Origin of the sequence: Kitasatospora herbaricolor (assembly GCF_030813695.1) — a bacterium.
GTDB classification, from domain to species: Bacteria; Actinomycetota; Actinomycetes; order Streptomycetales; family Streptomycetaceae; genus Kitasatospora; species Kitasatospora herbaricolor.
On sequence record NZ_JAUSVA010000002.1, the window covers coordinates 3,156,129 to 3,179,942 of the forward strand.

The following is a 23,814-nucleotide window of genomic DNA, read 5'->3' on the forward strand; positions in this document are numbered from 1 at the left end:
CGGCCGGGCCTCTCCCCCCAGGCCGGCCACCGCTCGGGAGCCCGGCGTCCCGGGGCCGCCGCCGGAAGGATGCGGCCGATTGCCGGTACCCCCGGAATACCGCCGAACGGGTTTCCGGTGACAGCCGTGATGAATATTCGCCGGAACAGCGCAAGGCCCGGATCCGAACCGGGCCGTCCGGGTGAATTCCGGTCGGACTTTCCCGAGGCGATCGCGCCGCCGTCGCCCGGCCGGCCACGGAATCCGCAGGAATGCGCCGGGAACGCCCGAGGGCCACACCCCTGGTGACGGGGTGCGGCCCTCGGGGACCGTCCGGGCGGGCCCGCGCCTGCCGTGGCCGGCCGGGGCGCCGTGGATCAGGCCTGCGGCAGCGCCGCGAGCTGGGCGGTGATCCGGGCGATGTCGGCCTCGGCGGCCTCCTGGCGAGCCCGGATCTTGGTCACCACGTCGTCCGGCGCCTTGGCGAGGAAGCCCTCGTTGCCGAGCTTGGCGGTGGTCTGCGCCTTGTCCTTCTCGGCCGCCGCGAGGTCCTTGGCGAGGCGCTTGCGCTCCGCCGCGACGTCGATGGTGCCGGAGAGGTCCAGGGCCACCGTGGCCCCCGCGACCGGCAGCGAGGCGGTGGCCGCGAAGCCCTCCTCGGGAGCGGTCAGCCGCAGCAGCGAACGGATCGCGTCCTCGTGCGGGGGCAGCACCGTCCCGGCCAGGTCGAGGGTGGCCGGCACCTTCTGCGCGGGCTGCAGGCCCTGGTCCGAACGGAACCGGCGGACCTCGGTGACCACCTGCTGAAGGGTGGCGACCTCGGCCTCGGCGGCGGCGTCCCGGCGGGCCGGGTCGGCGGTCGGCCAGGCGGTGACGACCAGCGACTCGGCACCGGTGAGGGTGGTCCAGAGCGCCTCGGTGACGAACGGGACGACCGGGTGGAGCAGGCGCAGCGTCACGTCCAGGACCTCGCCGAGCACCCGGCGGGCGGCGTCGGCCTGCGGGCCGCCCTTGGCCAGGGTGGTCTTGGAGAGCTCGACGTACCAGTCGAAGACCTCGTCCCAGGCGAAGTGGAACAGGGTGTCGGCGACCTTGGCGAACTGGTAGTCGTCGTAGAGCCCGTCGACCTCGGCCACGGTGGCGTTGAGGCGGGACAGGATCCAGCGGTCGACCGCCGTCAGCTCCTCGGGGGCCGGCAGCGGGCCCTCGACGGTGGCGCCGTTCATCAGCGCGAAGCGGGTGGCGTTCCAGATCTTGTTGCAGAAGTTGCGCGAGCCCTTGACCCAGTCCTCGCCGATCGGCACGTCGGCACCGGGGTTGGCGCCGCGGGCCAGGGTGAACCGGACGGCGTCGGCGCCGTACTCGTTCATCCAGTCCAGCGGGTCCACGGCGGTGCCGGAGGACTTGGACATCTTCTTGCCGAACTGGTCGCGGACCAGGCCGGTCAGCGCGATGGTGTGGAAAGGCGCCTGACCGTCCATCGCGTACAGGCCGAACATCATCATCCGGGCGACCCAGAAGAAGATGATGTCGTGGCCGGTGAGCAGGACGTCGGTGGCGTAGAACTTCTCCAGGTCCGGGGTCTGCTCGGGCCAGCCCAGGGTCGAGAACGGCCACAGGGCGCTGGAGAACCAGGTGTCCAGGACGTCCGGGTCCTGGTGCCAGCCCTCGCCGGCGGGCGGCTCCTCGTCGGGGCCGACGCAGACGACCTGGCCCTCGGGGCCGTACCAGACCGGGATCCGGTGGCCCCACCAGAGCTGGCGCGAGATGCACCAGTCGTGCATGTTGTCGACCCAGCTGAAGTAGCGGCCCTCCAGCTCCTTCGGGTGGATGGCGACCCGGCCGTCGCGGACGGCGTCGCCCGCGGCGGCGGCCAGCGGCTCGACCTTGACCCACCACTGCAGCGACAGCCGCGGCTCGACGATGGTGTGGCAGCGCGAGCAGTGGCCCACGGCGTGCATGTAGGGGCGCTTCTCGGCGACGATGCGCCCCTGCTCGCGCAGGGCGCCGACGACGGCCGAGCGGGCCTCCAGCCGGTCCAGGCCGAGGAAGGGGCCGTGCACGGTGATCACGCCGTGCTCGTCCATCACGGTCAGGTTCGGCAGGTCGTGCCGCTGGCCGATGGCGAAGTCGTTCGGGTCGTGCGCCGGGGTCACCTTGACGGCGCCGGTGCCGAACTCCGGGTCGACGTGCTCGTCGGCGACGACCGGGATCCGGCGGTCCGTCAGCGGCAGCGCGACGGTGCGCCCGACCAGGTGGGCGTAGCGCTCGTCCTCGGGGTGGACGGCGATCGCGGTGTCACCGAGCAGCGTCTCGGCCCGGGTGGTGGCGACGACGATGGAGTCCTCGCCCTCGCCGTAGCGGATCGAGACCAGCTCGCCGGCGCTGTCCTCGTGCTCGACCTCGATGTCGGAGAGTGCGGTGAGACAGCGCGGGCACCAGTTGATGATGCGCTCGGCGCGGTAGATCAGGCCGTCGTCGAAGAGCTTCTTGAAGATGGTCTGGACGGCCTGCGAGAGGCCCTCGTCCATGGTGAAGCGCTCGCGCGACCAGTCGACGCCGTCGCCGAGGCGGCGCATCTGGCCGAGGATCTTGCCGCCGTACTGCTCCTTCCACTCCCAGACCTTCTCGACGAAGGCCTCGCGGCCCAGGTCGTGGCGGGAGAGGCCGGACTCGGCGAGCTGCTGCTCGACCTTGTTCTGGGTGGCGATGCCCGCGTGGTCCATGCCGGGCAGCCAGAGGGCCTCGAAGCCCTGCATGCGCTTGCGGCGGGTCAGGGCGTCCATCAGCGTGTGCTGGAAGGCGTGGCCCAGGTGCAGGGCACCGGTGACGTTCGGCGGCGGGATGACGATGGTGTACGCGGGCTTGTCGCTCTTGGCGTCGGCGGTGAAGTAGCCGCGCTCCACCCAGCGCTCGTACAGCGCGCCCTCTACCTCCGCCGGGGCGTAGGTCGTGGGGATGCCGCCGCCGTTGGCGGTGGTCGCTGCTGCGTCGTCCCCATGGGAGTTCTCGGGGCGCTGGTTCGTGGTGTCGGTCACGACGCACAGTTTACGTAACGGCGGACGCGGGTTACGAACCGCTTTCCCGGCCGGCCGCGCGGGGCGGGTCGGCGGGGCCGGTATTCCGAGCGCGGCACGAGCCTCCTGCGATAGCGTGCGCCGCACTCGCACGAGCTTTCGTCCGGGTGCAGACCGAGCCCGGCCGGACCACCACCGATCGCCGTGCGAGCGCTCAGCAGAGAGGGCCACCGTGTCCGACCAGAACCCCTTCGGCCCGCCGCCGGCCCAGCCGTACGCCGCCCCGCCGCAGTACGGCGCGGTGCCCCCGCAGGGCGGGCCGGTCCCGCCCGGCTACGCCTACGGCTACCCGCAGCCCGTGCCGCCGAAGAAGTCCCGCCGGACGCTGTGGATCGTGCTCGGCTGCGTGGCCGGCGCGGTGCTGCTCGGCGGCGGCACGCTCGGCTGGTTCCTCTGGGACGTCGCATCGAAGACCGGCACCCACAAGGTGGTGCTGCCCGCGACCTTCCAGGGCGCCGAGCGGGACGACGACAACCCCACCGCCCGGACCCTCCAGAGCGGCCTGGCCGAGGTGTACTCCAGCGGCAGCAACCCCTGGAAGCCCACCGCCGTGGCCGGGGTCTACGCAGACCAGGAGCACGGGACGGGCGTGATCGTGGCCGGCGGGTACGGCAAGGTCGTCAGGCCGGAGAGCGAGCTGCGGAAGTTCCTGGAGGGCTTCGAGTCCAGCGGCAAGGCGCAGGGGACCACCTTCGGCCCGCGCCGGACCTTCGACCCGGGCCCGCTCGGCGGCTACCTGACCTGCGAGACCATGAAGGCCCCCGAGGAGACGGACAGCGTCTGCGTCTGGGCCGACAACAGCTCCGTGGTGATGGTGCTGAGCGGCGGCCCGGACGTCGAACCCGACCTGGACCGGGCCGCGGCCGCCGCCCGCGAACTGCGCCTGGCCGCCGAGATCGCCAAGTGACCGACTGACGGCCGGCCGCGCCCGACATGCGGGGGCCCCGCGCACCGGACGGTGTGCGGGGCCCCTGCGTGTTCCGGGTCAGGCGCTCTTGTCGCGCCGCTCCCGCTTGATCATGTCGCGCGGCACCAGGGTCGGGATGGCGTGCTTGGAGACGACGTCCCCGGTCACCACCACGCGGGCGACGTCCTGACGCGAGGGGACCTCGTACATCACGGACATCAGCACCTCCTCCATGATGGCGCGCAGGCCGCGCGCGCCGGTCCCGCGCAGGATCGCCTGGTCGGCGATCGCCTCCAGCGCGTCGCGGGAGAACTCCAGCTCGACGCCGTCCAGCTCGAAGAGCTTGCGGTACTGCTTGACCAGCGCGTTCTTCGGCTCGGTGAGGATCTGCAGGAGCGCCTCGCGGTCCAGGTTGTGCACGCTGGTGATGACCGGCAGACGGCCGATGAACTCGGGGATCATGCCGAACTTCACCAGGTCCTCGGGCATCACCTGGCGGAAGTGGTCGCTGGAGTCGCTCTCCCGCTTGGAGCGGATGTTGGCGCCGAAGCCGATGCCCTTGGCACCCGCCCGGCCCTCGATGATCCGCTCCAGGCCCGCGAAGGCACCGCCCACGATGAACAGCACGTTGGTGGTGTCGATCTGGATGAACTCCTGGTGCGGGTGCTTGCGCCCGCCCTGCGGCGGCACCGAGGCGGTGGTGCCCTCCAGGATCTTCAGCAGCGCCTGCTGGACGCCCTCGCCGGAGACGTCACGGGTGATCGACGGGTTCTCGCTCTTGCGGGCGACCTTGTCGATCTCGTCGATGTAGATGATCCCGGTCTCGGCCTTCTTGACGTCGTAGTCCGCCGCCTGGATCAGCTTGAGCAGGATGTTCTCGACGTCCTCGCCGACGTACCCGGCCTCGGTCAGCGCCGTGGCGTCCGCGATCGCGAACGGCACGTTGAGCATCCGGGCCAGGGTCTGGGCGAGCAGCGTCTTGCCGGAGCCGGTGGGGCCCAGCAGCAGGATGTTGGACTTCGCGAGCTCGATCGCGTCCTCACGGCCGTTGCCGCCGCTTCGGCCGGCCTCACCGGCCTGGACGCGCTTGTAGTGGTTGTACACGGCCACCGACAGCGACTTCTTCGCCGTGTCCTGGCCGACCACGTACTGGTCGAGGAACTCGTAGATCTCGCGGGGCTTCGGGAGCTCCTCGAACCGCACCTCGGAGGTCTCGGCGAGCTCCTCCTCGATGATCTCGTTGCAGAGGTCGATGCACTCGTCGCAGATGTACACGCCAGGCCCGGCGATGAGCTTCTTCACCTGCTTCTGGGACTTGCCGCAGAACGAGCACTTGAGCAGGTCGCCACCGTCTCCGATGCGTGCCACGAGGTGCTTCCCCTTCGCCAGGGGCCCCGCGGGGGTTCCGGGGCCTGGTGCTGTGGACCGTCAACGCCGATGGCGCTCGGTCTCGCTATCCGACGGTACTCTGCCGGGCCGGTGATTCCGCTGTCTTCGGCAGGTCTGCCCTACGCCCTGGGCGAATTGATACCGAACAGATGCCGTCCGGCAGGCGTGGGCCGTGCTGGGGGCGGCCGGGCGGGCAGTGCCGCGACCGCCGGAGCGGGACGCACGGTGCTCGTTCGAACACGGAAGTGCGCCCCGCCCGGACCGCCGGTGACCTCAGTCGGTCAGCGAGGTCTTGCGGGTGGAGATGATCTGGTCGATCAGCCCGTACTCCAGCGCCTCCTCGGCCGTCAGGATCTTGTCGCGCTCGATGTCGTCGCGCACCTGCTCCACCGGCTTCTTGGAGTGCTTGGAGAGCATCTCCTCCAGCTGCTCGCGCATCCGGAAGATCTCCTTGGCCTGGATCTCCAGGTCCGACACCTGACCGCGGCCGGTCTCGGTGTACGGCTGGTGGATCAGGATCCGGGCGTTCGGCAGCGCCATCCGCTTGCCGGGGGTGCCGGCCGCCAGCAGCACGGCCGCGGCGGAGGCCGCCTGGCCCATGCAGACGGTGGTGATGTCCGGCTTGACGTACTGCATGGTGTCGTAGATCGCGGTCAGCGCCGTGAAGGAGCCGCCGGGCGAGTTGATGTACATCTGGATCTCGCGGTCCGGGTCCATCGACTCCAGGCAGAGCAGCTGGGCCATGATGTCGTTCGCCGAGACGTCGTCCACCTGCGAGCCGAGGAAGATGATGCGCTCCTCGAACAGCTTGGCGTACGGGTCGTACTCGCGAACGCCCTGCGAGGTGCGCTCGACGAAGCGCGGGACGATGTAACGGCCCTCTGCCCGCGGGGCAGTGGACTCGGAGCGGGCGCCGAAGTACTCGGCGCGCGGCGTGTTGGGGCCGAAGGGGGTGTTGCTGGCCATGGGAGTTCCGTCCTCCGAATGCGTGCGTGCCGTCGTGTGTGGGGTGCGGGAGGGGGCGCTCAGGCGCCGGTGCCGCCGCCGCCGGGGACATCTGCGGCACTGTGCATGATCGAGTCGATCAGGCCGTACTCCTTGGCCTGCTCCGGGGTGAACCAGCGGTCGCGGTCGGAGTCCGCGGTGACGCGCTCGAAGGTCTGGCCGCTGTGGTGCGCGATCAGCTCGGACATCCGCTTCTTGGTGCGGAGCAGCTGCTCGGCCTGGATCCGGATGTCGGTGGCGGAGCCGCCGAGGCCGGCCGAGGGCTGGTGCATCAGGATGTTGGCGTTCGGCAGCGAGAAGCGCTTGCCCTTGGCGCCGGCCGTCAGCAGGAACTGGCCCATCGAGGCGGCCATGCCCATCGCGATGGTGACCACGTCGTTCTTGATGTACTGCATGGTGTCGTAGATCGCCATGCCGGCCGTGATCGAGCCGCCCGGGGAGTTGATGTAGAGGTAGATGTCCTTCTCGGGGTCAGCCGCCAGGAGCAGCAGCTGCGCGGTGATCTTGTTCGCGATGTCGTCGTCGACCGCCTGGCCGAGGAAGATGATCCGCTCGTTGAGCAGCCGGTTGTAGACCTGGTCGCCCAGGCCGCCGAGCACGTCACCACCGGCGGCGTGCGGCGCCATCAGGCCAGGCATCTGCATCTGCGGGAACGTCACTTAGCCACCTGCTCAGTCGATTTGGACGGTCGCTCCACGGCCGTCACTTTGTCGCACAGCTTGAGATATCACTGCGTGAATGTCGCTGTCCAAGGACCCTAACGCGCAGGCCGGGCCGCAGAATCCCCCACGCAGAACTGTTCGCTGTGAGCGCAGGGTCCGGCGGCCCCCGAAGGGCCCCGAAGTGCCGTGCGCACACGCCCCGCGCACAGACGGCAGTGGGCCCGGGCGCCGCTGCACGGCGTCCGGGCCCACTGCTCGATCAGGCGTCTACCGGGGCTCAGGCCTCGGTCGACCCCTCGGCGGTCTCGTCCGCCGCAGCGGCCTCGACGGTCTCGGCCGACTCGTCGGTCTCGTCGTCGTCGAAGTTGATCTCGTTGCCCTCGGTGTCGACGACCTTGGCGGCCTCGACCACCAGCGCCAGCGCCTTGCCGCGGGCGACCTCGCCGACCAGCAGCGGCACCTGGCCACCCTGGACGACCTGCTGCGCGAACTGGTCCGGGGTCAGGCCCGAGCCGGCGGCACGGCGGATGAGGTGCTCGGTGAGCTCCTCCTGGTTGACGCCCAGCTCCTCGTTGCCCACGATCTGGTCGAGGACGAACTGGGTCTTGATGCCCTTCTTGGCCTGCTCCTCGGTCTCCGCCAGGAAGTCCTCCAGGGACTTGTCCTGGGTGGCGAGGTAGGCCTCCAGGGTCAGGCCCATCGGCTCCAGCTGGTGGTGCTCGAGGTTGTGGCGACGGGTCTCGATCTCGTCCTTGAGGAGCTTCTCCGGGTAGTCCATCTCGACCTTGGAGAGCAGCTCGTCCAGGACCTTCTCCTGGGCCTGGGTGGCCTGGTCGAACTCCTTCATGCGCTCAAGGCGCTTGCGGGAGTCGGCACGCAGCTCGTCCAGGGTGTCGAACTCGCTCGCCAGCTGGGCGAACTCGTCGTCCAGCTCGGGGAGCTCCTTCTCCTGGACGGCGGTGACGGTGACGGTGACCTCGGAGGTCTTGCCCGCCTGGGTGCCACCCTTGAGCTCGGTGCTGAAGGTCGCGGTGCCACCGGCCGCCAGGCCGACGACGGCGTCGTCGATGCCGTCGATGAGCCGGCCGGAGCCGATCTCGTAGCTGACGCCCGACGCGATGCCGTCGTCCGGCACCTCACCGTCGACCTTGGCCTCCAGGTCGACGACGACGATGTCGCCGGCGGCCGCCTCGCGCTCGACGTCCTTGACCGAGGAGAAGCGCTCACGCAGCTGCTCCAGGGACTTGTCGACGTCCTCGTCGGAGACGACGATCGGGTCGACGGTCACCGAGATCTCGGTGAAGTCGGGGAGGGTGACCTCGGGGCGGATGTCGACCTCGGCGGTGAACTTGAGGTCACCGCCGTCGGCGATCTTCTCGACACCCTCGATGTCGGTGATGTCGGGCTGGCCGAGGACCTCGATCTTGCCCTCGTCGACGGCCTGCGTGTAGAAGCGCGGCAGGGCGTCGTTGACGGCCTCTTCCAGCACGGCCGCACGGCCGAAGCGCTGGTCGATGACACGGTTCGGGATCTTGCCCTTGCGGAAGCCCGGGACCGAGACCTGCTGGTTGATCTTCTTGTACGCCGCGTCGAGGCTGGGCTTGAGCTCCTCGAAGGGCACCTCGACGGTGAGTCGAACCCGGGTCGGGTTCAGAGTCTCGACGGCGCTCTTCACGGTTGGGTCTCCTATTGGGCTTGCGGTCAGGGTTGTCTCCGCCGTTCCCGGCGGCCGGCATGGGCCGGTCAGGTCGGGCGAGACGGGCGATGGGCGGTTGGGGCTGCATCTCCCGTGGGGGTGGACGCTGAGAGTGACTCCTCGCCCTCGGGTGGCTGACCTGGGTATACACCACAGGCACTACCACCAGCGGCCCATCCTACCGGTACCACGAAAGGCGGACGCCAGGACGCCGCCGCCGAAGTGCTCTCAGACCGCCCGCGAGGCGTCCCGGAGGGCCTCGCCGGCGGGCTCCGCGGCAGGCCCGGGAACCTTTCGCATCGTCGCCGCCGCATCGGAATCCCGGACGGACAACGCGATGACGGCCGCCACCAGGGCCAGCCCGGAGGCCACCAGGAAGGCCGCCCGGTACGCGGCCAGGTTCGCCACGGGCGTACCCGCGGTGTCCACCGTGACCGTCCCGACCGCGGTCAGGACGGTGCCGAGGACCGCCACCCCGAGCGCCGAGCCCAGCTGCCGCTGGGCGTTGTACAGGGTGGACGCCGCCCCGGTCGCGCGGGCCGGGACGGTGGCGAAGGCGGCGGTCTGCGAGGGCATGAAGACGTGCGACATCGCGAACCCGGTGACGAACATCAGCCCGCGCACCGCCCACAGGTTGCTCTCCGGCGTGATCGCCGTCATCGCCGCCAGGCAGAGCGCCACCACGGTGGCGCCCACGACCAGGATCCGCCGCGGGCCGATCCGCGGGTAGAGCCGGCCCGCCACCTGTGAGGCGATCATCACGCCGATCGCCTCGGGGAACACCATCAGGCCGCTGTGCAGCGCGTCCATCCCGAGCGCGTCCTGCATCAGCAGCGGGAAGAGGTAGAGCATGCCCAGGAAGGCCGCGCCGGAGAAGAGGGAGAGCAGGTTCATCGTCCGGAAGATCCGGTCGCGCAGCAGCCGCAGGTCGAGCATCGGCTCCGGGCGGCGCAGCTCCACCACGACCAGTGCGGCCAGGGCGAGCGCCCCGGTCACGCCGGACACCAGGATCCGGGCGCTCCCCCAGCCCTGGCCGGCCCCCTCCGCGAGGGCGTACATCAGCAGGCCGAAGCCGGCCGCGGAGAGCAGGAACCCGGCCGCGTCGAAGCGCCCGGCCCGCTCGACGCGGTAGTCGGGCAGGAAGAGGAGGCCGAAGACCAGGGCCGCGACGCCGACCGGGATGTTCACGATGAACACCCAGTGCCAGGACCAGCCGTCGACCAGCCAGCCGCCCAGCACCGGGCCGAGCGCGGGCGCGACGGCGGTCGGCAGCATCAGCACCCGGGTGGCCCGCATCCGCTCCTCCTGCGGGAAGGCCCGGAAGAGCATGGTCATCCCGACCGGGGTGAGCATGCCGCCGGCCGCGCCCTGGAAGATCCGGTAGAGCGTGAGCTGCGCCATCGAGTCGGCGGCGCCGCAGAGCAGCGAGGCGACGGTGAAGAGGGAGAGCGAGACCAGGAAGACCCGCCGGGTGCCGTAGCGGTCGCCCAGCCAGCCGGACAGCGGGACGAAGACCGCGAGGCTGACCAGGTAGCCGACGTTGACGATGCCGACGCCCGCCGGGTCCACGCCGAACTGCCGCCCGATCGAGGGCAGCGCCACGTTGACGATGGTGGTGTCCATGATCGACATGAACAGCGAGGCCACGAAGACGACGCCGACGGCGGTCTTCGCGTTGATCCCCCGGCGCGGTGGGACGGTGGGGTCGGGGGCGGGCATCCGGTCTCCAGCTTTTGGTGAACAATCAACATTCCACCTTGCCCGACCGCGGCGCGAAGCGCGAGTCCGTGACCGGACCGGGCGGACGTGCACGTTCGACCCGGCACGGAGAAGGCCTGAAGCACGGAGAAGGCCTGAAGGGGGACGCACCCACCCCTGGCAGCACCCGTCGCACCGCACCGGCCCAGGCCGCGGAACACCCGGCCGAACAGCGCCCGCACCGCGGAACGACAACAGGGCCCCGCCTGTCCGACGAGACCCTGCCGCACTGTCGGGGTGACCGGATTCGAACCGACGGCCTTCCGCTCCCAAAGCGGACGCGCTACCAAACTGCGCCACACCCCGTGGTGCCGAGAGGAAGCGTACACGCCGGGCCCCCACGGCTCGCCGACATTCTCCGAGGCCGCCGCGGCGAAAGGAGTGTGCACACACCCGACCGGACCAGGTAGGCTGGCCCCGTCCTCGCGACCGGCAACGGCCGCGGGGTGCGTGCTCCCGGGCACGCGTGCGGGCGTAGCTCAATGGTAGAGCCCTAGTCTTCCAAACTAGCCACGCGAGTTCGATTCTCGTCGCCCGCTCCGTCACTTCGGCCCCTGGCCGGCGGTACTTCCGCCGGCCAGGGGCCGAAGTCGTTGCGGGGCATTGCCGTTGGGGGGCGCCGGCCGGCACCCGTCACCGCCTCCGGCCCTGATCCACGCCCGGGTGGGGTTCAGGGCCGGAGCCACGCCGCAGGGCGGTCGGAGGCCGAGGGGCCGGGCGCGGTCAGAGCCCGAGCGACTGGGCGCGGGCGGCGGCCCGGTCGAGGAGCTGGTGGATGTCGGCCTCACGGGTGGTGGGGCGGTCGTTGTACTCGTCGGGGGAGCTGACCGGGCGTCCGGTGGCGTGCAGGATCTCCATCACCTGGACGCGGGCGGTCTGGACGGTCAGCGGGGTGCCGTAGCCGTGGGCGAGGACGGCCGCCTGGGCGCCGAGCAGGCAGACCCGGCCGGCCTCGTCCCACATGGCGCCCTGGAGCCAGCCGAAGGCGCCGATGTAGCGCGAGGTCAGCCGCAGGTGACCGGCCGCGGTGAGGCGCAGGGGGCGGGGCGGGCGGCGGGCGATCCGGTCGAGCAGGGTGGGCCGGGGCAGCGGGTGGGCGGCGTTCCAGGGCTGGACGACGCTGCCGAGCGGTGCGACGTACGGGATCGCCGGGTGCCGGGCCGGGGCCGGGAGGGTGGCGAGGTAGGCCTCGATCTCCTCGGCGAGGCCGGAGCCGTCCGGGGTGAGGACGAACGGCGGGGGCGGGGGCCTCGGAGTGGTGCGGGTCATGGCGTCTGCTCCTGCGCGGGCCGGCGGGTATTGCTACCCAAAATGGTGCATACCGGCGCATTCCGCTAGCCGGGGCGCCGCGCCCCGGCTCCGCCCGGCCCGCTCCCGACCACCGGGCCACCCACCCCGGGGCCGCACCCCCGGCGTAGGCTCCCGTCCGGCGGCGGACCGCCGCCGGACTCGGGGAGGACAGCATGGAACTCACGCAAGTACGGCTGCTCGTGGACGATTTCGGCAGCTGCTTCCGCTTCTACCGGGACGTCCTGGGACTGACCCCGCAGCAGGACGACGAGAGCGGCCCGTACGGCAAGCTGAGCCCGCCGGCCGGCGCGGCGGCCGTGACCCTGCAGCAGCGGGAGCACTTCGCCCGGGCACTGCCGGACGGGGCCCTCGACACCGGAACCCCCGGAGGCCCCCGGGCCCTGGTCGTGCTCAAGGTCGACAGCGTGGACGAGGCGGCCGCCCGGATCGCCGCCCGGGGGCACGAGCTGCTGGCGGAGCCCCAGGTGCAGTGGGGACGCCTGCGGGTGGCCTACCTCACCGATCCCGAGGGGAACCTGGTGGAACTGCAGGAGTGGCTGACGCCGCCCGCGTGAGGACGGTTTCCCGGCCGGGGCCACGGCCGATAGCCTCGCTGGCGTCCGACGTCAGTTCGACGCCGGACCGTACGTTCGAGCCCCACCCGGGCGTTCGAGCTTCAAGGGTGAGGAGTGTCCCGTGCGTCCCCAGGAGCGACTGGACGTCATACAACGCAGCGTGGTCCAGGAGATGGCACGGCTCGGTCAGGAGTTCACGGTCGAGGGCAGTGTGGTCCGCGGCCCCGGGACGACGGCGGTGGCCGTCCGCGAGCACCCCGGCCAGGACGGCGCCGGGCACGTCGACCTCGGCTTCGTGCTGCGGCTCGGCCGGGCGGACGCCCCCGTCGTCTGGGACTGCGCGGCGGGGCTCGGGCAGACCGAGGAGGAGAAGCTCGCCAACGCCGTCCGGATGTGGGCGACCACCACCGCCGCCACGCTGGTCGAGGTGCAGGACGGGCGGGGCGAGCACGGCGACCACTACGAGCCCCGGGAACTGCCGGGCTGGCAGGCCGTCCAGGGCCCGGCGGCCGTGTTCGGCTTCGGCAACGAGCGGCTGGCCCAGTGGCTGTCGGAGCACCAGGTGCTGCCGGCGCTCGCCCCCGCGCTGCTGCCGGCACTGAGCGGTCCGCCGGTCCACGGCGTCAAGTTGTTCCTGGGCGGCAAGGCCGGTGACGACGTGGCCGAGGTCCGGGTCGACGGCGAGGTGTCCGAGGCCGCGTCGGCGGCCCTGCGCGCGCTGGACTGGCCGCGCGGCGAACGGCTCTGCTGGGCCCGCCTGTTCATCCTGCTGAGCACGGCGGAAGGCCTCTCCCCCGCCGCCCCGGGGCATGCCGGATCGGCACCGGTGCCCACGACGGGACCGGCGCGGGTGCGCCCGCGCGGACTGCTCGGCCGGTGGCGCCAGGCCCGGCGGGCCGGCCAGTAGCCCTGTCGGGCCCCGTCCCGGCCGCCGGGGCCTACTGACCCGTCAGCTGGCGACGCCGGAGATGGTCTTCGCCAACTGGCTGAGGAAGTCCTGGATCGGCTTGGCGGCCGTGCTCTGGTTGAGCATGAAGCCGAAGAGCGCGGCCAGGATCGCGTGACCGATCTTCAGCTGCTTGTTGCGGATGAAGATGATGCAGATGACGCCGAACAGGACCAGCGCGGAGACGGAGAGTGCCACCCGGACTCACTTCCTCGTTTCATTGGGAGCTTCGCCCAGAAGCTCCGTGCGAAGCCGGACCCCGGTCTGTCCGACGGTCCCGAGGCGGAAGTCGATCGATCGCATCGCGGTCGGCGCGCCCGGCGGCCCTACGGTGCATACCGCGCCGCACCTGACGCCCCCAATCCCCCGAGTCCCCGAGTCACAACCAGTCCCGCCCGGACTCAGTGTGGTCGACCGTGCGGGTTGCGTAAAGGTGTTACCGGCAGCAGGAGCCCGAGATCCTGCGATGTGAGACGAATTTCCGCCGACCGAGACGATAGCGGAGCGGTGCTGACGGATCGTCGGCGGGGCGGCGCTGAACGGTGCGGGGGCACCGGCAGGCGCCGGTCCGAGGGAGCGCGCGCGGGGGGCCCGCGCTCCCCTGACCGCCGACCAGGAATGGCCGAAGATCAGCTGCGCCGCGGAACAGGGGTTGACAGCGGCACATGCACCGGGGCGAACGGGCCACGAGGGGTGGGCGGCGACGCCCCGGTGACGCCCGTCCGGCCAGGTCGGCGGGCCGGCAGGGCCGGCGGGGAGCCACGACGGGTGACGGCGAGCGGCGCGGAGCCCCGGGGCCGGGCAGCCGACCGGGCCGCACGGACCGACCGCACCTTCGGACGGGCGCGCCGGCCAGGGTGACCTCCGGTCAGTCGCGCCAGAGCAGCAGGACCGCGCGGTCGTCGTTGATGTCCTTGGCCACCGTCTCGATCAGGCGGGCGGCCGCGCCGTGCCGGCTGGCCGGGCCGGCGCCCGGCACCAGCCGGTCCGCCTCCCCCATCAGCCGGTCCATGCCCTCGGAGAGGTCCCGGCCGGGCGCCTCCACCATCCCGTCGGTGCAGAGCATCAGCACGTCACCGCGGTTCAGCCGGCCCCGGACGCCCTCGAACTTGGCGCCGTCGTAGATCCCGAGCAGCGGGCCCTCGGTGGTCTCCTTGACCTCCCAGCGCCCGGCGCCGGAGAGCCGCTGCATACCGGGCAGGTGGCCCGCCGAGAGCAGCTCGTACTCGCCGGTGTCCAGGTCCAGCACCAGGTGGACGGCGGTGGCGAAGCCCTCGTCCCAGGACTGCCGCAGCAGGTAGCCGTTGGCCGCGGGGAGGAACTCGTGCGCGGGCAGCGAGCCGAGCAGGCCGCCGAAGGCGCCCGAGAGCAGCAGGGCCCGGGAGCCGGCGTCCATGCCCTTGCCGGAGACGTCCGCCAGCACCACCTCCAGCACGCGCTGGGCGGGGCCGGTGCGGGAGGCGACCACGAAGTCCCCGGAGAAGGACTGCCCGCCGGCCGGGCGCAGCGCCATGTCGGCGTGCCAGCCCACCGGCAGCTCGGGCACCCGGCTCTGCACCCGCAGGCGCTCGCGGAGGTCGAAGAGCATCGTGGACCCGCCCCACCAGGGCACGCCGACCCGGCTGCGGAACTGCGCCAGCAGCAGGCCGGCCACCCCGGCCGCGCCGACCACCAGGGCGGCGCCGGGGGTGACGCCGTAGGTGTAGGCGTCGGGGTTCTCGCTGGCGACCCGCTCGCCGGTGTGGATGACCGACTCGGCGGAGAGTCCGACCGCGGCCAGCGCGTAGAGGACCACCAGGCTGCCGGGGCGCAGCAGCAGGGCGGCGGCCAGGATCGGCAGGACGAGGGCGGTGGGAGGGGCCCAGGCGGGGGCCCAGACGTTGAGCACCACCAGGACCGGGACGAGCAGGGCGAGCGCGCCGAGGACGGGCCAGTCGGCGGCGCCGCCGCGGAAGTAGTCGACGCCCGCCGTGCGGAGTTTGCGACGGACCTTGCGCTGCCATTTGCGCAGCCTGGCCGCGACGGGGTCCGTGGCCACCTGGGCGGCGTCGGGCCTCGTCGCTGTTGTCTGGGGCGCTGCGCCCGGAGGTCTGCCAGCCATGGGGTCCGACCATATCCACCGGCACTGGCCGCCGTCGACGGGATGCGCGAGTGCCGTCCGGAGTTCCTGCGGGGCGCCAACGGGTTTCGGCCGAGTGCCGCAGCGGCCAACCGTTCCGTCAACAGGCTTGGACGGGTGGGTCGGCGGAACAGGAGCGCGGTGTGCGCGGGACGCGCGCGGTGCTCTCCGCGCGCCCCCGGGCGCTGCCACTGCTGTGTCGCACGCCACAGCCGCGCCCTGCCGCACCCGCGCCGGGCTGCGGACGGAAGGGCAGAAGCGGGCGGACGGAAGGGCACATCCGGCCGGACGAACGGCCGGCCGGGCGGCCCTGCGGGCAGGCGACCGGGCGAAGCGGTGGCAGCCGACCGGGCGGGCCGCGGCCGATCACGGCGTCCCGGGTGCCGCGCGGCCCGGAACGGCGACGGCCGGCCGCTGCGGGCGAGCGGCCGGCCGTACGAACGTGGTCGTGAGGGGGGATCAGCCCTGCGGGTGGTGCGCCGGGATCGGGGGCAGCTCGCCGGTGATCTCGTAGTCGCTGAGCATCTCGATCCGGCGGGTGTGCCGGTCGGCGCCGCTGTACGGGGTGTTGAGGAAGATCTCGACGAACTTGGTCGCCTCGTCCTCGGTGTGCATCCGGCCGCCGATGCTGATCACGTTGGCGTTGTTGTGCTCGCGGCCCAGCTCGGCGGTCTGCTCGCTCCAGGCCAGCGCGGCGCGGACGCCCTTGACCTTGTTCGCGGCGATCGCCTCGCCGTTGCCCGAACCACCGATCACGATGCCCAGCGCCTCGGGGTCGGCGGCGGTGCGCTCGGCGGCGCGCAGGCAGAACGGCGGGTAGTCGTCCTCGGCGTCGTAGATGAGCGGTCCGCAGTCGACCGGCTCGTGGCCGGCCTCCTTCAGCCACTGGACGAGGTGGTTCTTGAGGTCGAATCCGGCATGGTCGGAACCCAGGTACACGCGCATGCGTATGAGTGTGGCATGCGCCCTCGGCCGACCGCGGCAGGGGCTCGGCCGTGCCTCGCACGGCCGGCGCGGCCCCCCGCCGCCGGCCGGGACCCCCGCGCGCGCCGGCCCGCCGGGGGCCCAGCGGCGCGCCGGGAGCGCTCAGCCGCGCTTGAGGAGCTTCCAGACCAGCGGGAGCGCCCCCATCGCCAGCAGGGCCTTCAGGCCGTCGCCCACCAGGTACGGGTAGAGGCCGAGTTCGGCCGCGCGGGCGAGGGGGACGTGCAGCGCGACGGCCAGGTACGGGACGCCGACGGCGTAGATGGCGAGGGTGCCGAGGATCATCGCGCCGGCGGTCCGCAACGGGCTGCGGTCGGCGCCGCGGCGGGCGAGCGCGCCGGTGAGACCGGCCGCCAGGACGAAGCCGATCACGTAACCGAGCGAGGGCATCGCCCAGCCCGAGGTGCCCTGGGCGAACCAGGGCAGGCCGGCCATGCCGGCGAGCAGGTAGAGGCCGAGCGAGGCGATACCGCGGCGGGCGCCGAGGGCGGTGCCCACCAGCAGCGCGGCGAAGGTCTGGCCGGTGACCGGCACGGGCGAGCCGGGGACGTTCACCGAGAGCTGGGCCGCCAGCCCGGTGAGGGCCGCGCCGCCTGCCACGAGGGCGAGGTCGCGGGCCTGCGCGCCGAGGCGGGTGGACGCCGAGGGCAGCAGGTCGGCGAGGACGGCGCCGGTGCTTATCGGGGTGCTGGCGGTGGTGCTGGCAGTGGCCATCGGGGATCTCCGCAGTCTGGAAGCCGGTCAACCCTTGTGAACCTACGCGTCCGGCAGCTGCGGCACCGTCAGGGAAACCGACAAAGGGCCGCCCGGCGCCGTTGTCGGGATCGGCGTGACCGACAGCACCCACCGTGACCGGATGGCACGGATCCGGTCACGGTTCGTCATGATCCGGTCCGCATGCTGAGCCCCGGCCCGGGTTTCTTGGCATGGACAGAGGTGGCACCGGATATTGGACCGCTCCACCCGGTATCCGAACAGTCTGGACCACCCTCATGGCCCGTATCACCGCGCCACCGGCGATCGAAGAGACGTCCGCCCCGACCTCGGCCCCCGCACCGGCCGACGGCCCCCGGCTCGCCCACGGACTCAAGCAGCGGCACCTCTCGATGATCGCCCTCGGCGGCGTCATCGGGGCCGGTCTCTTCGTCGGCTCGGGCGCGGGCATCGCGGCCGCCGGCCCCGCCGTCATCCTGGCCTTCACCCTCTCCGGCCTGCTGGTCATGCTGATCATGCGGATGCTCGGCGAGATGTCGGCGGCCCGGCCGGCCTCCGGCTCCTTCTCGGTGCACGCGGAGAAGGAGCTCGGCCCGTGGGCCGGGGTCACCAGCGGCTGGATGTACTGGGTGATGCTCTGCTGCGGCGTCGCCGCCGAGGCCACCGCGGCCGGCAAGATCATGAACGGCTGGGTGCCCGGCGTCTCGGCCTGGGTCTGGGTCGGCATATTCATGGCCTTCTTCTGCGCCAGCAACCTGACCGCCGTGAAGAACTTCGGCGAGTTCGAGTTCTGGTTCGCCGCCGTCAAGGTGGCCGCGATCGTCGCGTTCCTCGTCCTGGGCACCCTGGGCGTGCTGGGCGTGCTCGGCGACGGCCACCCCGGCACCGGCAACCTGACCGGTCAGGGCGGGTTCCTGCCCAACGGCACCAGCGGCCTGATCGTCGGCCTGCTGGCCTCGGTGTTCGCCTACGGCGGCCTGGAGACCGTCACCATCGCCGCCGCCGAGTCCGAGGACCCGCGGCGCAGCGTCGCCAACGCGGTGCGCACCGCGGTCTGGCGGATCGCGATCTTCTACATCGGCTCGATGGCCCTGGTCGTCACGCTGGTCTCCTGGAAGGACCCGTCGATCGTCGAGAACGGCCCGTACGTGACCGTCCTGCAGCACCTGGGCGTGCCCGGCGCGGGCACCATCATGGAGGTCGTGGTCCTGATCGCGCTGCTCTCCGCGATGAACGCCAACATCTACGGTTCCTCCCGGATGGCGTACTCGCTGGTCGCCCGCGGCCAGGGTCCGAAGGCCCTGGCGAAGATCAGCGGCGGGGTGCCCCGGCTGGCCGTGATCGCCTCCTGCGGCTTCGGCTTCGGCGCCGTGCTGGCCGGCAAGTTCTGGCCGGACACCGTGTTCACCTGGCTGATGAACACCACCGGCGTGGCCATCCTGGTGGTCTGGTTCTTCATCTGCGTCGTCCAGCTGCGGATGCGCCGCCGGCTGGAGCGCGAGGCCCCCGAGCTGCTCACCGTCCGGATGTGGGGCTTCCCGTACCTGACCTGGGCAGCGCTGCTGGCGGTCCTCGCCATCCTCGGCCTGATGACCACCACCGAGGGCAACCGCGAGCAGCTGTACGCGGCGGGCGTGCTGGTCGCGGTGCTCTCGCTGGGCGGCTACCTCAAGCAGCGCCGCGACGCCCGCACCCGCGCGCTGCGTCCCTGACGGCGCGGGCCGCGACCCGCACGACGAAGGGCCTCGTGCCCGTCCTGACCGGACGGGCACGAGGCCCTTCGTCGTACCGCCCGCGCCGCCTACTCGAAGGACGGGCCGGCCGTACGGGTGCGCTTGATCTCGTAGAAGCCGGGGGTGGAGGCGACCAGCAGGGTGCCGTCCCACAGCCGGGCGGCGGCCTCGCCGCGCGGGGTCGGGGTGACGACCGGGCCGAAGAAGGCGACGCGCTCGCCGTCCGCCCCCTCGACCGCGATCACCGGGGTGCCGACCTCCTCGCCGACCAGGCCGATGCCCTCGGCGTGCGAGGCGCGCAGGGCCTCGTCGTGGATGTCGGTGTCGGCGGCGTCCGCCAGCTCGGCCGGCAGGCCGGCGGCGACCAGGGCGGCCTCGATGGTGGCGCGGTCGCGCGGCAGGGCCTGGTTGTGGAAGCGGGTGCCGATCTCGGTGTAGAGCCGGCCGAGCACCTCGTCGCCGTGCTTCTCGGCGGCCGCGATGCAGACCCGGACCGCGCCCCAGGCGCCGGCGAGCAGCTCGCGGTAGGCCGGCGGGATGTCCTTGTCCTCGTTGAGCACGGCCAGGCTCATCACGTGCCAGCGCACGTCCACCGGGCGCAGCTGCTGAACCTCGATCAGCCAGCGCGAGGTCATCCAGGCCCAGGGGCACAGCGGGTCGAACCAGAAGTCGGCGGTCTTGCGGTCTTCGGCAGCAGTCACGGCCTTGTGATCCTTCGGTGAGTCGGGCTCCGGACACGGGTAGTACCCAAGGGCCCAACGCCCCAACCCGCCCGCTGATTCCGCCCGGCCGTCACCGGCCTGTGCAATGGTACCGACCGGCGGGCCCGTGAAAGGATGCCCGGGAAAGCGCCGGCCGCCGACCAGCGGCCCGCGGACCGCAGAACGCACCACCGTGCGAGCCGGACAAAGGAGTACCGCCGTGCCGGGCAAGAACCTGAGCCGTGAGGAAGCCCAGCAGCGGGCCGGCATCCTGGAGGTGGACGGCTACCGGGTGCACCTCGACGTGACCTCGGCCACCGACCCCGCGGCCGGTACCTTCCGCTCCAGCACCACCATCGGCTTCCGCTGCTCCGAGCCGGGCACCGCCACCTTCGTGGACCTGCTGGCACCCGCCGTGCGCTCGGTGCGCCTCAACGGCCGCGAGCTGGCCCCGGCCGAGGTCTTCGACGGCGCCCGGATCACCCTGGCGGGCCTGGCCGCGGAGAACGTCCTGGAGGTGGAGGCGGACTGCGCGTACAGCCGCACCGGCGAGGGCCTGCACCGGTTCACGGACCCCGCGGACGGCGAGACCTACCTCTACACCCACTACGAGCCGGCCGACGCCCGCCGGGTCTTCGCCGACTTCGAACAGCCCGACCTGAAGGCGCCGTTCACCTTCTCGGTGACCGCGCCGGCCGCCTGGGACGTCTGGTCGAACGCCGTCCACGAGAACGTCAAGGACGAAGGCACCGCCCGCACCTGGGAGTTCGCGCCGACCCGGCCGATCTCGACGTACCTCACCGCCGTGGTGGCCGGCCCGTACCACGTCGAGCGCGACCACTACAGCCGCGAACTGCCCGACGGCAGCACCCTGGAGATCCCGCTCTCGGCGCTCTGCCGCAGGTCGCTGGCCCCCTACTTCGACGCGGACGAGATCCTCGGCGTCACCAAGCAGGGCCTGGACTACTTCCACCAGGAGTTCGACTACCCGTACCCGTTCGGCAAGTACGACCAGGCCTTCGTCCCCGAGTACAACATCGGCGCGATGGAGAACCCCGGCTGTGTGACCTTCCGCGAGGAGTTCATCTTCCGCTCCAAGGTCACCGAGGCCGCCTACGAGGGCCGGGCCAACGTCGTCCTGCACGAGATGGCGCACATGTGGTTCGGCGACCTGGTCACCATGCGCTGGTGGGACGACCTGTGGCTGAAGGAGTCCTTCGCCGACTTCATGGGCTCGTACGCGCTGCTCGCCGCGGGCACCAAGTACGGCTCGGCCTGGATCACCTTCGCCAACCAGCGCAAGGCCTGGGCCTACCGGCAGGACCAGTTCCCGACCACCCACCCGATCACCGCCGACATCCGGGACCTGGAGGACGCCAAGCTCAACTTCGACGGCATCACCTACGCCAAGGGCGCCGCGGTGCTCAAGCAGTTGGTGGCGTACGTCGGACGGGACGCCTTCTTCGAGGGCGCCAGGCGCTACTTCAAGCGGCACGCCTACGGCAACACCGTCCTGGACGACCTGCTCGGCGCGCTGGAGGAGACCAGCGGGCGCGACCTCACCTCCTGGGCCCGCGCCTGGCTGCAGACCGCGGGCGTCAACGCGCTCACCCCGCAGCTCACCGTCGACGCGGAGGGCCGGATCACCGAGCTCGCCGTCCTGCAGGACGGCGAGCCGCAGCGCCCGCACCGGGTCGCCGTCGGCTGCTACGACCGGGACGCGGACGGCGCCCTGGTGCGCACCGACCGGATCGAGCTCGACGTCACCGGCGCGCGCACGGTCGTCGCCGAACTCGCCGGGCGGCCCCGGCCGGCCCTGGTGCTGGTCAACGACGACGACCTCACGTACTGCAAGATCCGCTTCGACGCGGAGTCGCTGGAGACCCTGCGCACCGGCCTCGGCGACATCAGCGACGGCCTCGCCCGGGCGCTCAGCTGGTCGGCGGTCTGGAACCTCACCCGGGACGGCCTGATGCCCGCCCGCGACTACGTCGCGCTGGTGCTGCGGTTCGCCGGGCAGGAGTCCAACATCGGCGTCCTGCAGTCCCTGCACCAGCAGGTCAAGGACGCGGTCGACCTCTACGCCGACCCGGCCTGGCGGGCCGAGGGCGGCCGGCTGCTCGCCGAGGGCGCGCTGCGGGAGCTGCGCGCCGCCGCGCCCGGCGGCGACCACCAGCTGGCCTGGGCACGCTTCCTGGCCCAGACCGCGAGCGGCTCCGAGCACCTGCGCCTGGTCCGCGGCCTGCTGGCCGGCAGCGCCCGGATCGACGGCCTGGCCGTCGACCAGGAGCTGCGCTGGTCGTTCTGGCTGGCGCTCGCCGCCGCCGGCGAGGCGACCGACGAGGAACTGGCCGGCGAACTCGCCGCCGACAACACCGCCGGCGGCCGGCGGCAGTACACCCAGTGCCTGGCCGCCCGCCCGACCCCCGAGGCCAAGGCCGCCGCCTGGTCCGCCGTGATCGAGTCCGACGAGCTGCCCAACGCCCTGGTGGAGGCGCAGATCGCGGGCTTCGCCCCGGCCGGCCAGCGCGAGCTCACCGCCCCGTACGCCGAGCGGTACTTCGGGGTGCTGGAGCGGATCTGGGCGGAGCGCACCATCGAGATCGCGATGCGCATCGTCGGCGGGTTCTTCCCCCGGCTGCAGATCAGCACCCGGACGCTGGCCGCCGCCGACGCCTGGCTGAGCGGCCACCCGGACGCTGCGCCCGCGCTGCGCCGGCTCGTGCTGGAGTGCCGGGACGACCTGGCCCGGGCGCTGCGGGCCCAGGCCTGCGACCGCGTCTGACCCCGGCACGCGGAAGGGGCCGTCCGGGGTGGCACTCCCACCCCGGACGGCCCCTTCGCCGGCTCAGCGGCCCTGCAGGCCCTTGTCCAGCGCCTTCACCAGCGAGCCCTGGGCGTCGTCGTTGTCCAGCGCCCAGGCCATCACGCCGGCCAGGTCGTTCCAGCGCGAGTACTCGGCCTTGCGGGTGAGCAGCTCGGGGGTGTCGAAGGACCAGAACTCGGTGCCGTCGTACTTCCAGGTCGCCCCGTGCTGGCGGTCGTAACTGACCTTGCCGGGCAGGTCCTTGATCTGGTTGTAGGGCAGGCTGCCGCCCCGGGCCAGGCCGGTCGCCGGCTGGAAGAGGCCGCTGCGGGTGCCGGCCGGCACGCCCGTCCAGCCGTAGCCGTAGAACGGCACGCCGAGCACGGCCTTGTCGGCGGGCAGGCCGTTGTCCAGGTAGTGCTGGACCACCCGGTCGACGCTGTAGAACTTGTTGTCGGTGGCCGGGTCGGCCTTGTCCGCGTACAGGTTCGCGTTGTGGTTGGTCGGCCCGAGGGTGTCCCAGCTGCCGTGCAGGTCGTAGGTCATCAGGTTGAGCCAGTCCACCGACTTGGCGACCTTGCGCAGCTCCAGCTGGTCGGCGCGGCCCTCGTTGGAGGCGACGGCGGCGGTCAGCAGGTAGTGCGGGCCCTTGCGGCCGCTCAGCGCGTCCAGCTGCTTGCGGAACTCCTGCATCAGCAGGGTGTAGTTGCGGCCGTCCTCCGGGCGCACGATGTTGCCGGCGTCACCGCCGCCGCCCGGGTACTCCCAGTCGATGTCGATGCCGTCGAAGGTGCCCGCGCCGGCGCCGGCGCCGCCCTCGGCCGAGCCGAGCTGCGGGAGGTTGCCCTTGATGTACAGGTCGATGCAGGAGGCGACGAACTTCTTGCGCGAGGCGTCGGTGAGCGCGGCGTCCGAGAAGTACTTCGACCAGCTCCAACCACCCAGCGAGATCACCGACTTGAGCTGGGGGTTCTTGGCCTTGAGCTTGCGCAGCTGGTTGAAGTTGCCCTTGAGCGGCTGCTCGGCGGTGTCGGCGACGCCGTCCACCGACTCCTCGGCGCCGACCGGGCGCTGGTAGTCGGCCCAGGCGTCACCGACACCGGCCGCGTTGGCCTCGAAGCAGGTGCCGTCCGAGGAGACGTTGCCGAAGGCGTAGTTGATGACGGTGAGCTTCCCGGCCTGGCCGGAGTCCTGCACCTTCTTGGCGGAGAAGCCGCTGTAGATGCCCCACTGGGTGAAGTAGCCGACGCGCTGGCCCTTCAGGCGGGGTGCGTGGTGGTCGTCGTGGGCCTGGGCGGCGGGAGCCGCCGCCAGGGTCGCCACCGTGAGGGCGGCGAGGAGGGCGGCCGTGCGGCTGGGCATGCGCATACGAGAAGACCCCGTGGCTCTCTCTGAGTCAGCACTTAATGGTCTGGACCAAGCTGAAACAGAGGTTTAGTCCACTCGGGCACCTCCGCACAAGGGGTAGCGGCC

At 72.0% G+C, this 23,814-nt stretch carries 18 protein-coding genes and 2 tRNA genes; 6 read left to right on the plus strand and 14 right to left on the minus strand.

What is annotated here, in order from left to right:
- Positions 1 to 356: 356 nt before the first annotated feature.
- Complete coding sequence (locus tag J2S46_RS14195; RefSeq protein ID WP_191289284.1) at positions 357 to 3,017, minus strand: valine--tRNA ligase; 2,661 nt, start codon at positions 3,015 to 3,017, stop codon at positions 357 to 359.
- 211 nt (positions 3,018 to 3,228) lie between these two features.
- On the opposite strand from J2S46_RS14195, the gene J2S46_RS14200 reads away from it, so the two are divergent.
- On the plus strand, positions 3,229 to 3,963 hold the full coding sequence (locus J2S46_RS14200) for a hypothetical protein (RefSeq protein WP_191289285.1): 735 nt from the start codon (positions 3,229 to 3,231) through the stop codon (positions 3,961 to 3,963).
- Between the two features lie 78 nt (positions 3,964 to 4,041).
- On the opposite strand, the gene clpX is transcribed toward J2S46_RS14200, so the two are convergent.
- The 6 genes from clpX to J2S46_RS14230 all read right to left on the minus strand — a co-directional run bounded on the left by clpX (position 4,042) and on the right by J2S46_RS14230 (position 10,779).
- Positions 4,042 to 5,331, minus strand: a complete 1,290-nt coding sequence (clpX, locus tag J2S46_RS14205; protein ID WP_073927834.1) for an ATP-dependent Clp protease ATP-binding subunit ClpX — start codon at positions 5,329 to 5,331, stop codon at positions 4,042 to 4,044.
- A 294-nt stretch (positions 5,332 to 5,625) separates the two neighbouring features.
- Entirely contained in the window at positions 5,626 to 6,318 is a 693-nt protein-coding gene (locus J2S46_RS14210; RefSeq protein WP_073927835.1) for an ATP-dependent Clp protease proteolytic subunit, read from the minus strand.
- 59 nt (positions 6,319 to 6,377) lie between these two features.
- Complete coding sequence (locus tag J2S46_RS14215) at positions 6,378 to 6,995, minus strand: ATP-dependent Clp protease proteolytic subunit (protein ID WP_286158465.1); 618 nt, start codon at positions 6,993 to 6,995, stop codon at positions 6,378 to 6,380.
- 301 nt (positions 6,996 to 7,296) lie between these two features.
- The gene (tig, locus tag J2S46_RS14220; RefSeq protein ID WP_191289286.1) at positions 7,297 to 8,694 is read right to left on the minus strand and encodes a trigger factor; all 1,398 of its coding nucleotides are present in this window, start codon (positions 8,692 to 8,694) and stop codon (positions 7,297 to 7,299) included.
- Positions 8,695 to 8,943: 249 nt separating this feature from the next.
- Positions 8,944 to 10,434 (minus strand): MDR family MFS transporter, encoded by a 1,491-nt coding sequence (locus J2S46_RS14225; RefSeq protein WP_191289287.1) that lies wholly within the window; start codon positions 10,432 to 10,434, stop codon positions 8,944 to 8,946.
- Positions 10,435 to 10,705: 271 nt separating this feature from the next.
- Positions 10,706 to 10,779 (minus strand) — tRNA-Pro (locus tag J2S46_RS14230).
- 162 nt (positions 10,780 to 10,941) lie between these two features.
- On the opposite strand from J2S46_RS14230, the gene J2S46_RS14235 reads away from it, so the two are divergent.
- Positions 10,942 to 11,012 (plus strand) — tRNA-Gly (locus J2S46_RS14235).
- 184 nt (positions 11,013 to 11,196) lie between these two features.
- On the opposite strand, the gene J2S46_RS14240 is transcribed toward J2S46_RS14235, so the two are convergent.
- On the minus strand, positions 11,197 to 11,742 hold the full coding sequence (locus tag J2S46_RS14240; protein WP_191289288.1) for a DUF6197 family protein: 546 nt from the start codon (positions 11,740 to 11,742) through the stop codon (positions 11,197 to 11,199).
- A 194-nt stretch (positions 11,743 to 11,936) separates the two neighbouring features.
- On the opposite strand from J2S46_RS14240, the gene J2S46_RS14245 reads away from it, so the two are divergent.
- Both J2S46_RS14245 and J2S46_RS14250 read left to right on the plus strand, forming a co-directional pair.
- On the plus strand, positions 11,937 to 12,338 hold the full coding sequence (locus tag J2S46_RS14245; protein ID WP_191289289.1) for a VOC family protein: 402 nt from the start codon (positions 11,937 to 11,939) through the stop codon (positions 12,336 to 12,338).
- Positions 12,339 to 12,459: 121 nt separating this feature from the next.
- Positions 12,460 to 13,245: a DUF6348 family protein gene (locus J2S46_RS14250; RefSeq protein WP_191289290.1), complete on the plus strand. Its 786-nt coding sequence runs from the start codon at positions 12,460 to 12,462 to the stop codon at positions 13,243 to 13,245.
- A 42-nt stretch (positions 13,246 to 13,287) separates the two neighbouring features.
- Here the strand turns inward: J2S46_RS14250 and J2S46_RS14255 are convergent, their stop codons facing one another.
- From J2S46_RS14255 to J2S46_RS14270, 4 genes are all read right to left on the minus strand, one after another.
- Complete coding sequence (locus J2S46_RS14255; RefSeq protein WP_073927841.1) at positions 13,288 to 13,482, minus strand: hypothetical protein; 195 nt, start codon at positions 13,480 to 13,482, stop codon at positions 13,288 to 13,290.
- 670 nt (positions 13,483 to 14,152) lie between these two features.
- Positions 14,153 to 15,385, minus strand: coding sequence for a SpoIIE family protein phosphatase (locus tag J2S46_RS14260; RefSeq protein WP_191289291.1), 1,233 nt, complete (start codon positions 15,383 to 15,385; stop codon positions 14,153 to 14,155).
- Between the two features lie 477 nt (positions 15,386 to 15,862).
- A complete protein-coding gene (locus J2S46_RS14265) occupies positions 15,863 to 16,348 on the minus strand; it encodes a ribose-5-phosphate isomerase (protein ID WP_073927843.1) in 486 nt (161 codons plus the stop codon).
- 141 nt (positions 16,349 to 16,489) lie between these two features.
- Positions 16,490 to 17,101 (minus strand): biotin transporter BioY, encoded by a 612-nt coding sequence (locus tag J2S46_RS14270; protein ID WP_191289292.1) that lies wholly within the window; start codon positions 17,099 to 17,101, stop codon positions 16,490 to 16,492.
- A gap of 278 nt (positions 17,102 to 17,379) precedes the next feature.
- On the opposite strand from J2S46_RS14270, the gene J2S46_RS14275 reads away from it, so the two are divergent.
- Positions 17,380 to 18,813 (plus strand): amino acid permease, encoded by a 1,434-nt coding sequence (locus tag J2S46_RS14275; RefSeq protein ID WP_191289293.1) that lies wholly within the window; start codon positions 17,380 to 17,382, stop codon positions 18,811 to 18,813.
- A gap of 89 nt (positions 18,814 to 18,902) precedes the next feature.
- Here J2S46_RS14275 and J2S46_RS14280 read toward each other — a convergent pair whose 3' ends face one another.
- On the minus strand, positions 18,903 to 19,535 hold the full coding sequence (locus J2S46_RS14280; RefSeq protein WP_073927846.1) for a mycothiol-dependent nitroreductase Rv2466c family protein: 633 nt from the start codon (positions 19,533 to 19,535) through the stop codon (positions 18,903 to 18,905).
- Positions 19,536 to 19,755: 220 nt separating this feature from the next.
- Between J2S46_RS14280 and pepN the strand changes: the two genes are divergently transcribed.
- Positions 19,756 to 22,320 carry an aminopeptidase N gene (pepN, locus tag J2S46_RS14285; RefSeq protein WP_191289294.1) on the plus strand — a complete coding sequence of 855 codons (2,565 nt, stop codon included), beginning with the start codon at positions 19,756 to 19,758 and terminating at the stop codon, positions 22,318 to 22,320.
- A gap of 63 nt (positions 22,321 to 22,383) precedes the next feature.
- Here pepN and J2S46_RS14290 read toward each other — a convergent pair whose 3' ends face one another.
- On the minus strand, positions 22,384 to 23,703 hold the full coding sequence (locus tag J2S46_RS14290; protein ID WP_191289295.1) for a glycoside hydrolase family 18 protein: 1,320 nt from the start codon (positions 23,701 to 23,703) through the stop codon (positions 22,384 to 22,386).
- Positions 23,704 to 23,814: the final 111 nt, after the last annotated feature.

What these genes read in the sequence shown, in the direction of transcription:
- J2S46_RS14210 (WP_073927835.1), bottom strand. Translation starts at nt 6,318, where the DNA reads ATGGCCAGCAACACCCCCTTCGGCCCCAACACGCCGCGCGCCGAGTAC.
- J2S46_RS14215 (WP_286158465.1), bottom strand. Translation starts at nt 6,995, where the DNA reads ATGCCTGGCCTGATGGCGCCGCACGCCGCCGGTGGTGACGTGCTCGGC.
- J2S46_RS14225 (WP_191289287.1), bottom strand. Translation starts at nt 10,434, where the DNA reads ATGCCCGCCCCCGACCCCACCGTCCCACCGCGCCGGGGGATCAACGCG.
- J2S46_RS14240 (WP_191289288.1), bottom strand. Translation starts at nt 11,742, where the DNA reads ATGACCCGCACCACTCCGAGGCCCCCGCCCCCGCCGTTCGTCCTCACC.
- J2S46_RS14245 (WP_191289289.1), top strand. Translation starts at nt 11,937, where the DNA reads ATGGAACTCACGCAAGTACGGCTGCTCGTGGACGATTTCGGCAGCTGC.
- J2S46_RS14260 (WP_191289291.1), bottom strand. Translation starts at nt 15,385, where the DNA reads ATGGCTGGCAGACCTCCGGGCGCAGCGCCCCAGACAACAGCGACGAGG.
- J2S46_RS14265 (WP_073927843.1), bottom strand. Translation starts at nt 16,348, where the DNA reads ATGCGCGTGTACCTGGGTTCCGACCATGCCGGATTCGACCTCAAGAAC.
- J2S46_RS14270 (WP_191289292.1), bottom strand. Translation starts at nt 17,101, where the DNA reads ATGGCCACTGCCAGCACCACCGCCAGCACCCCGATAAGCACCGGCGCC.
- J2S46_RS14275 (WP_191289293.1), top strand. Translation starts at nt 17,380, where the DNA reads ATGGCCCGTATCACCGCGCCACCGGCGATCGAAGAGACGTCCGCCCCG.
- J2S46_RS14290 (WP_191289295.1), bottom strand. Translation starts at nt 23,703, where the DNA reads ATGCCCAGCCGCACGGCCGCCCTCCTCGCCGCCCTCACGGTGGCGACC.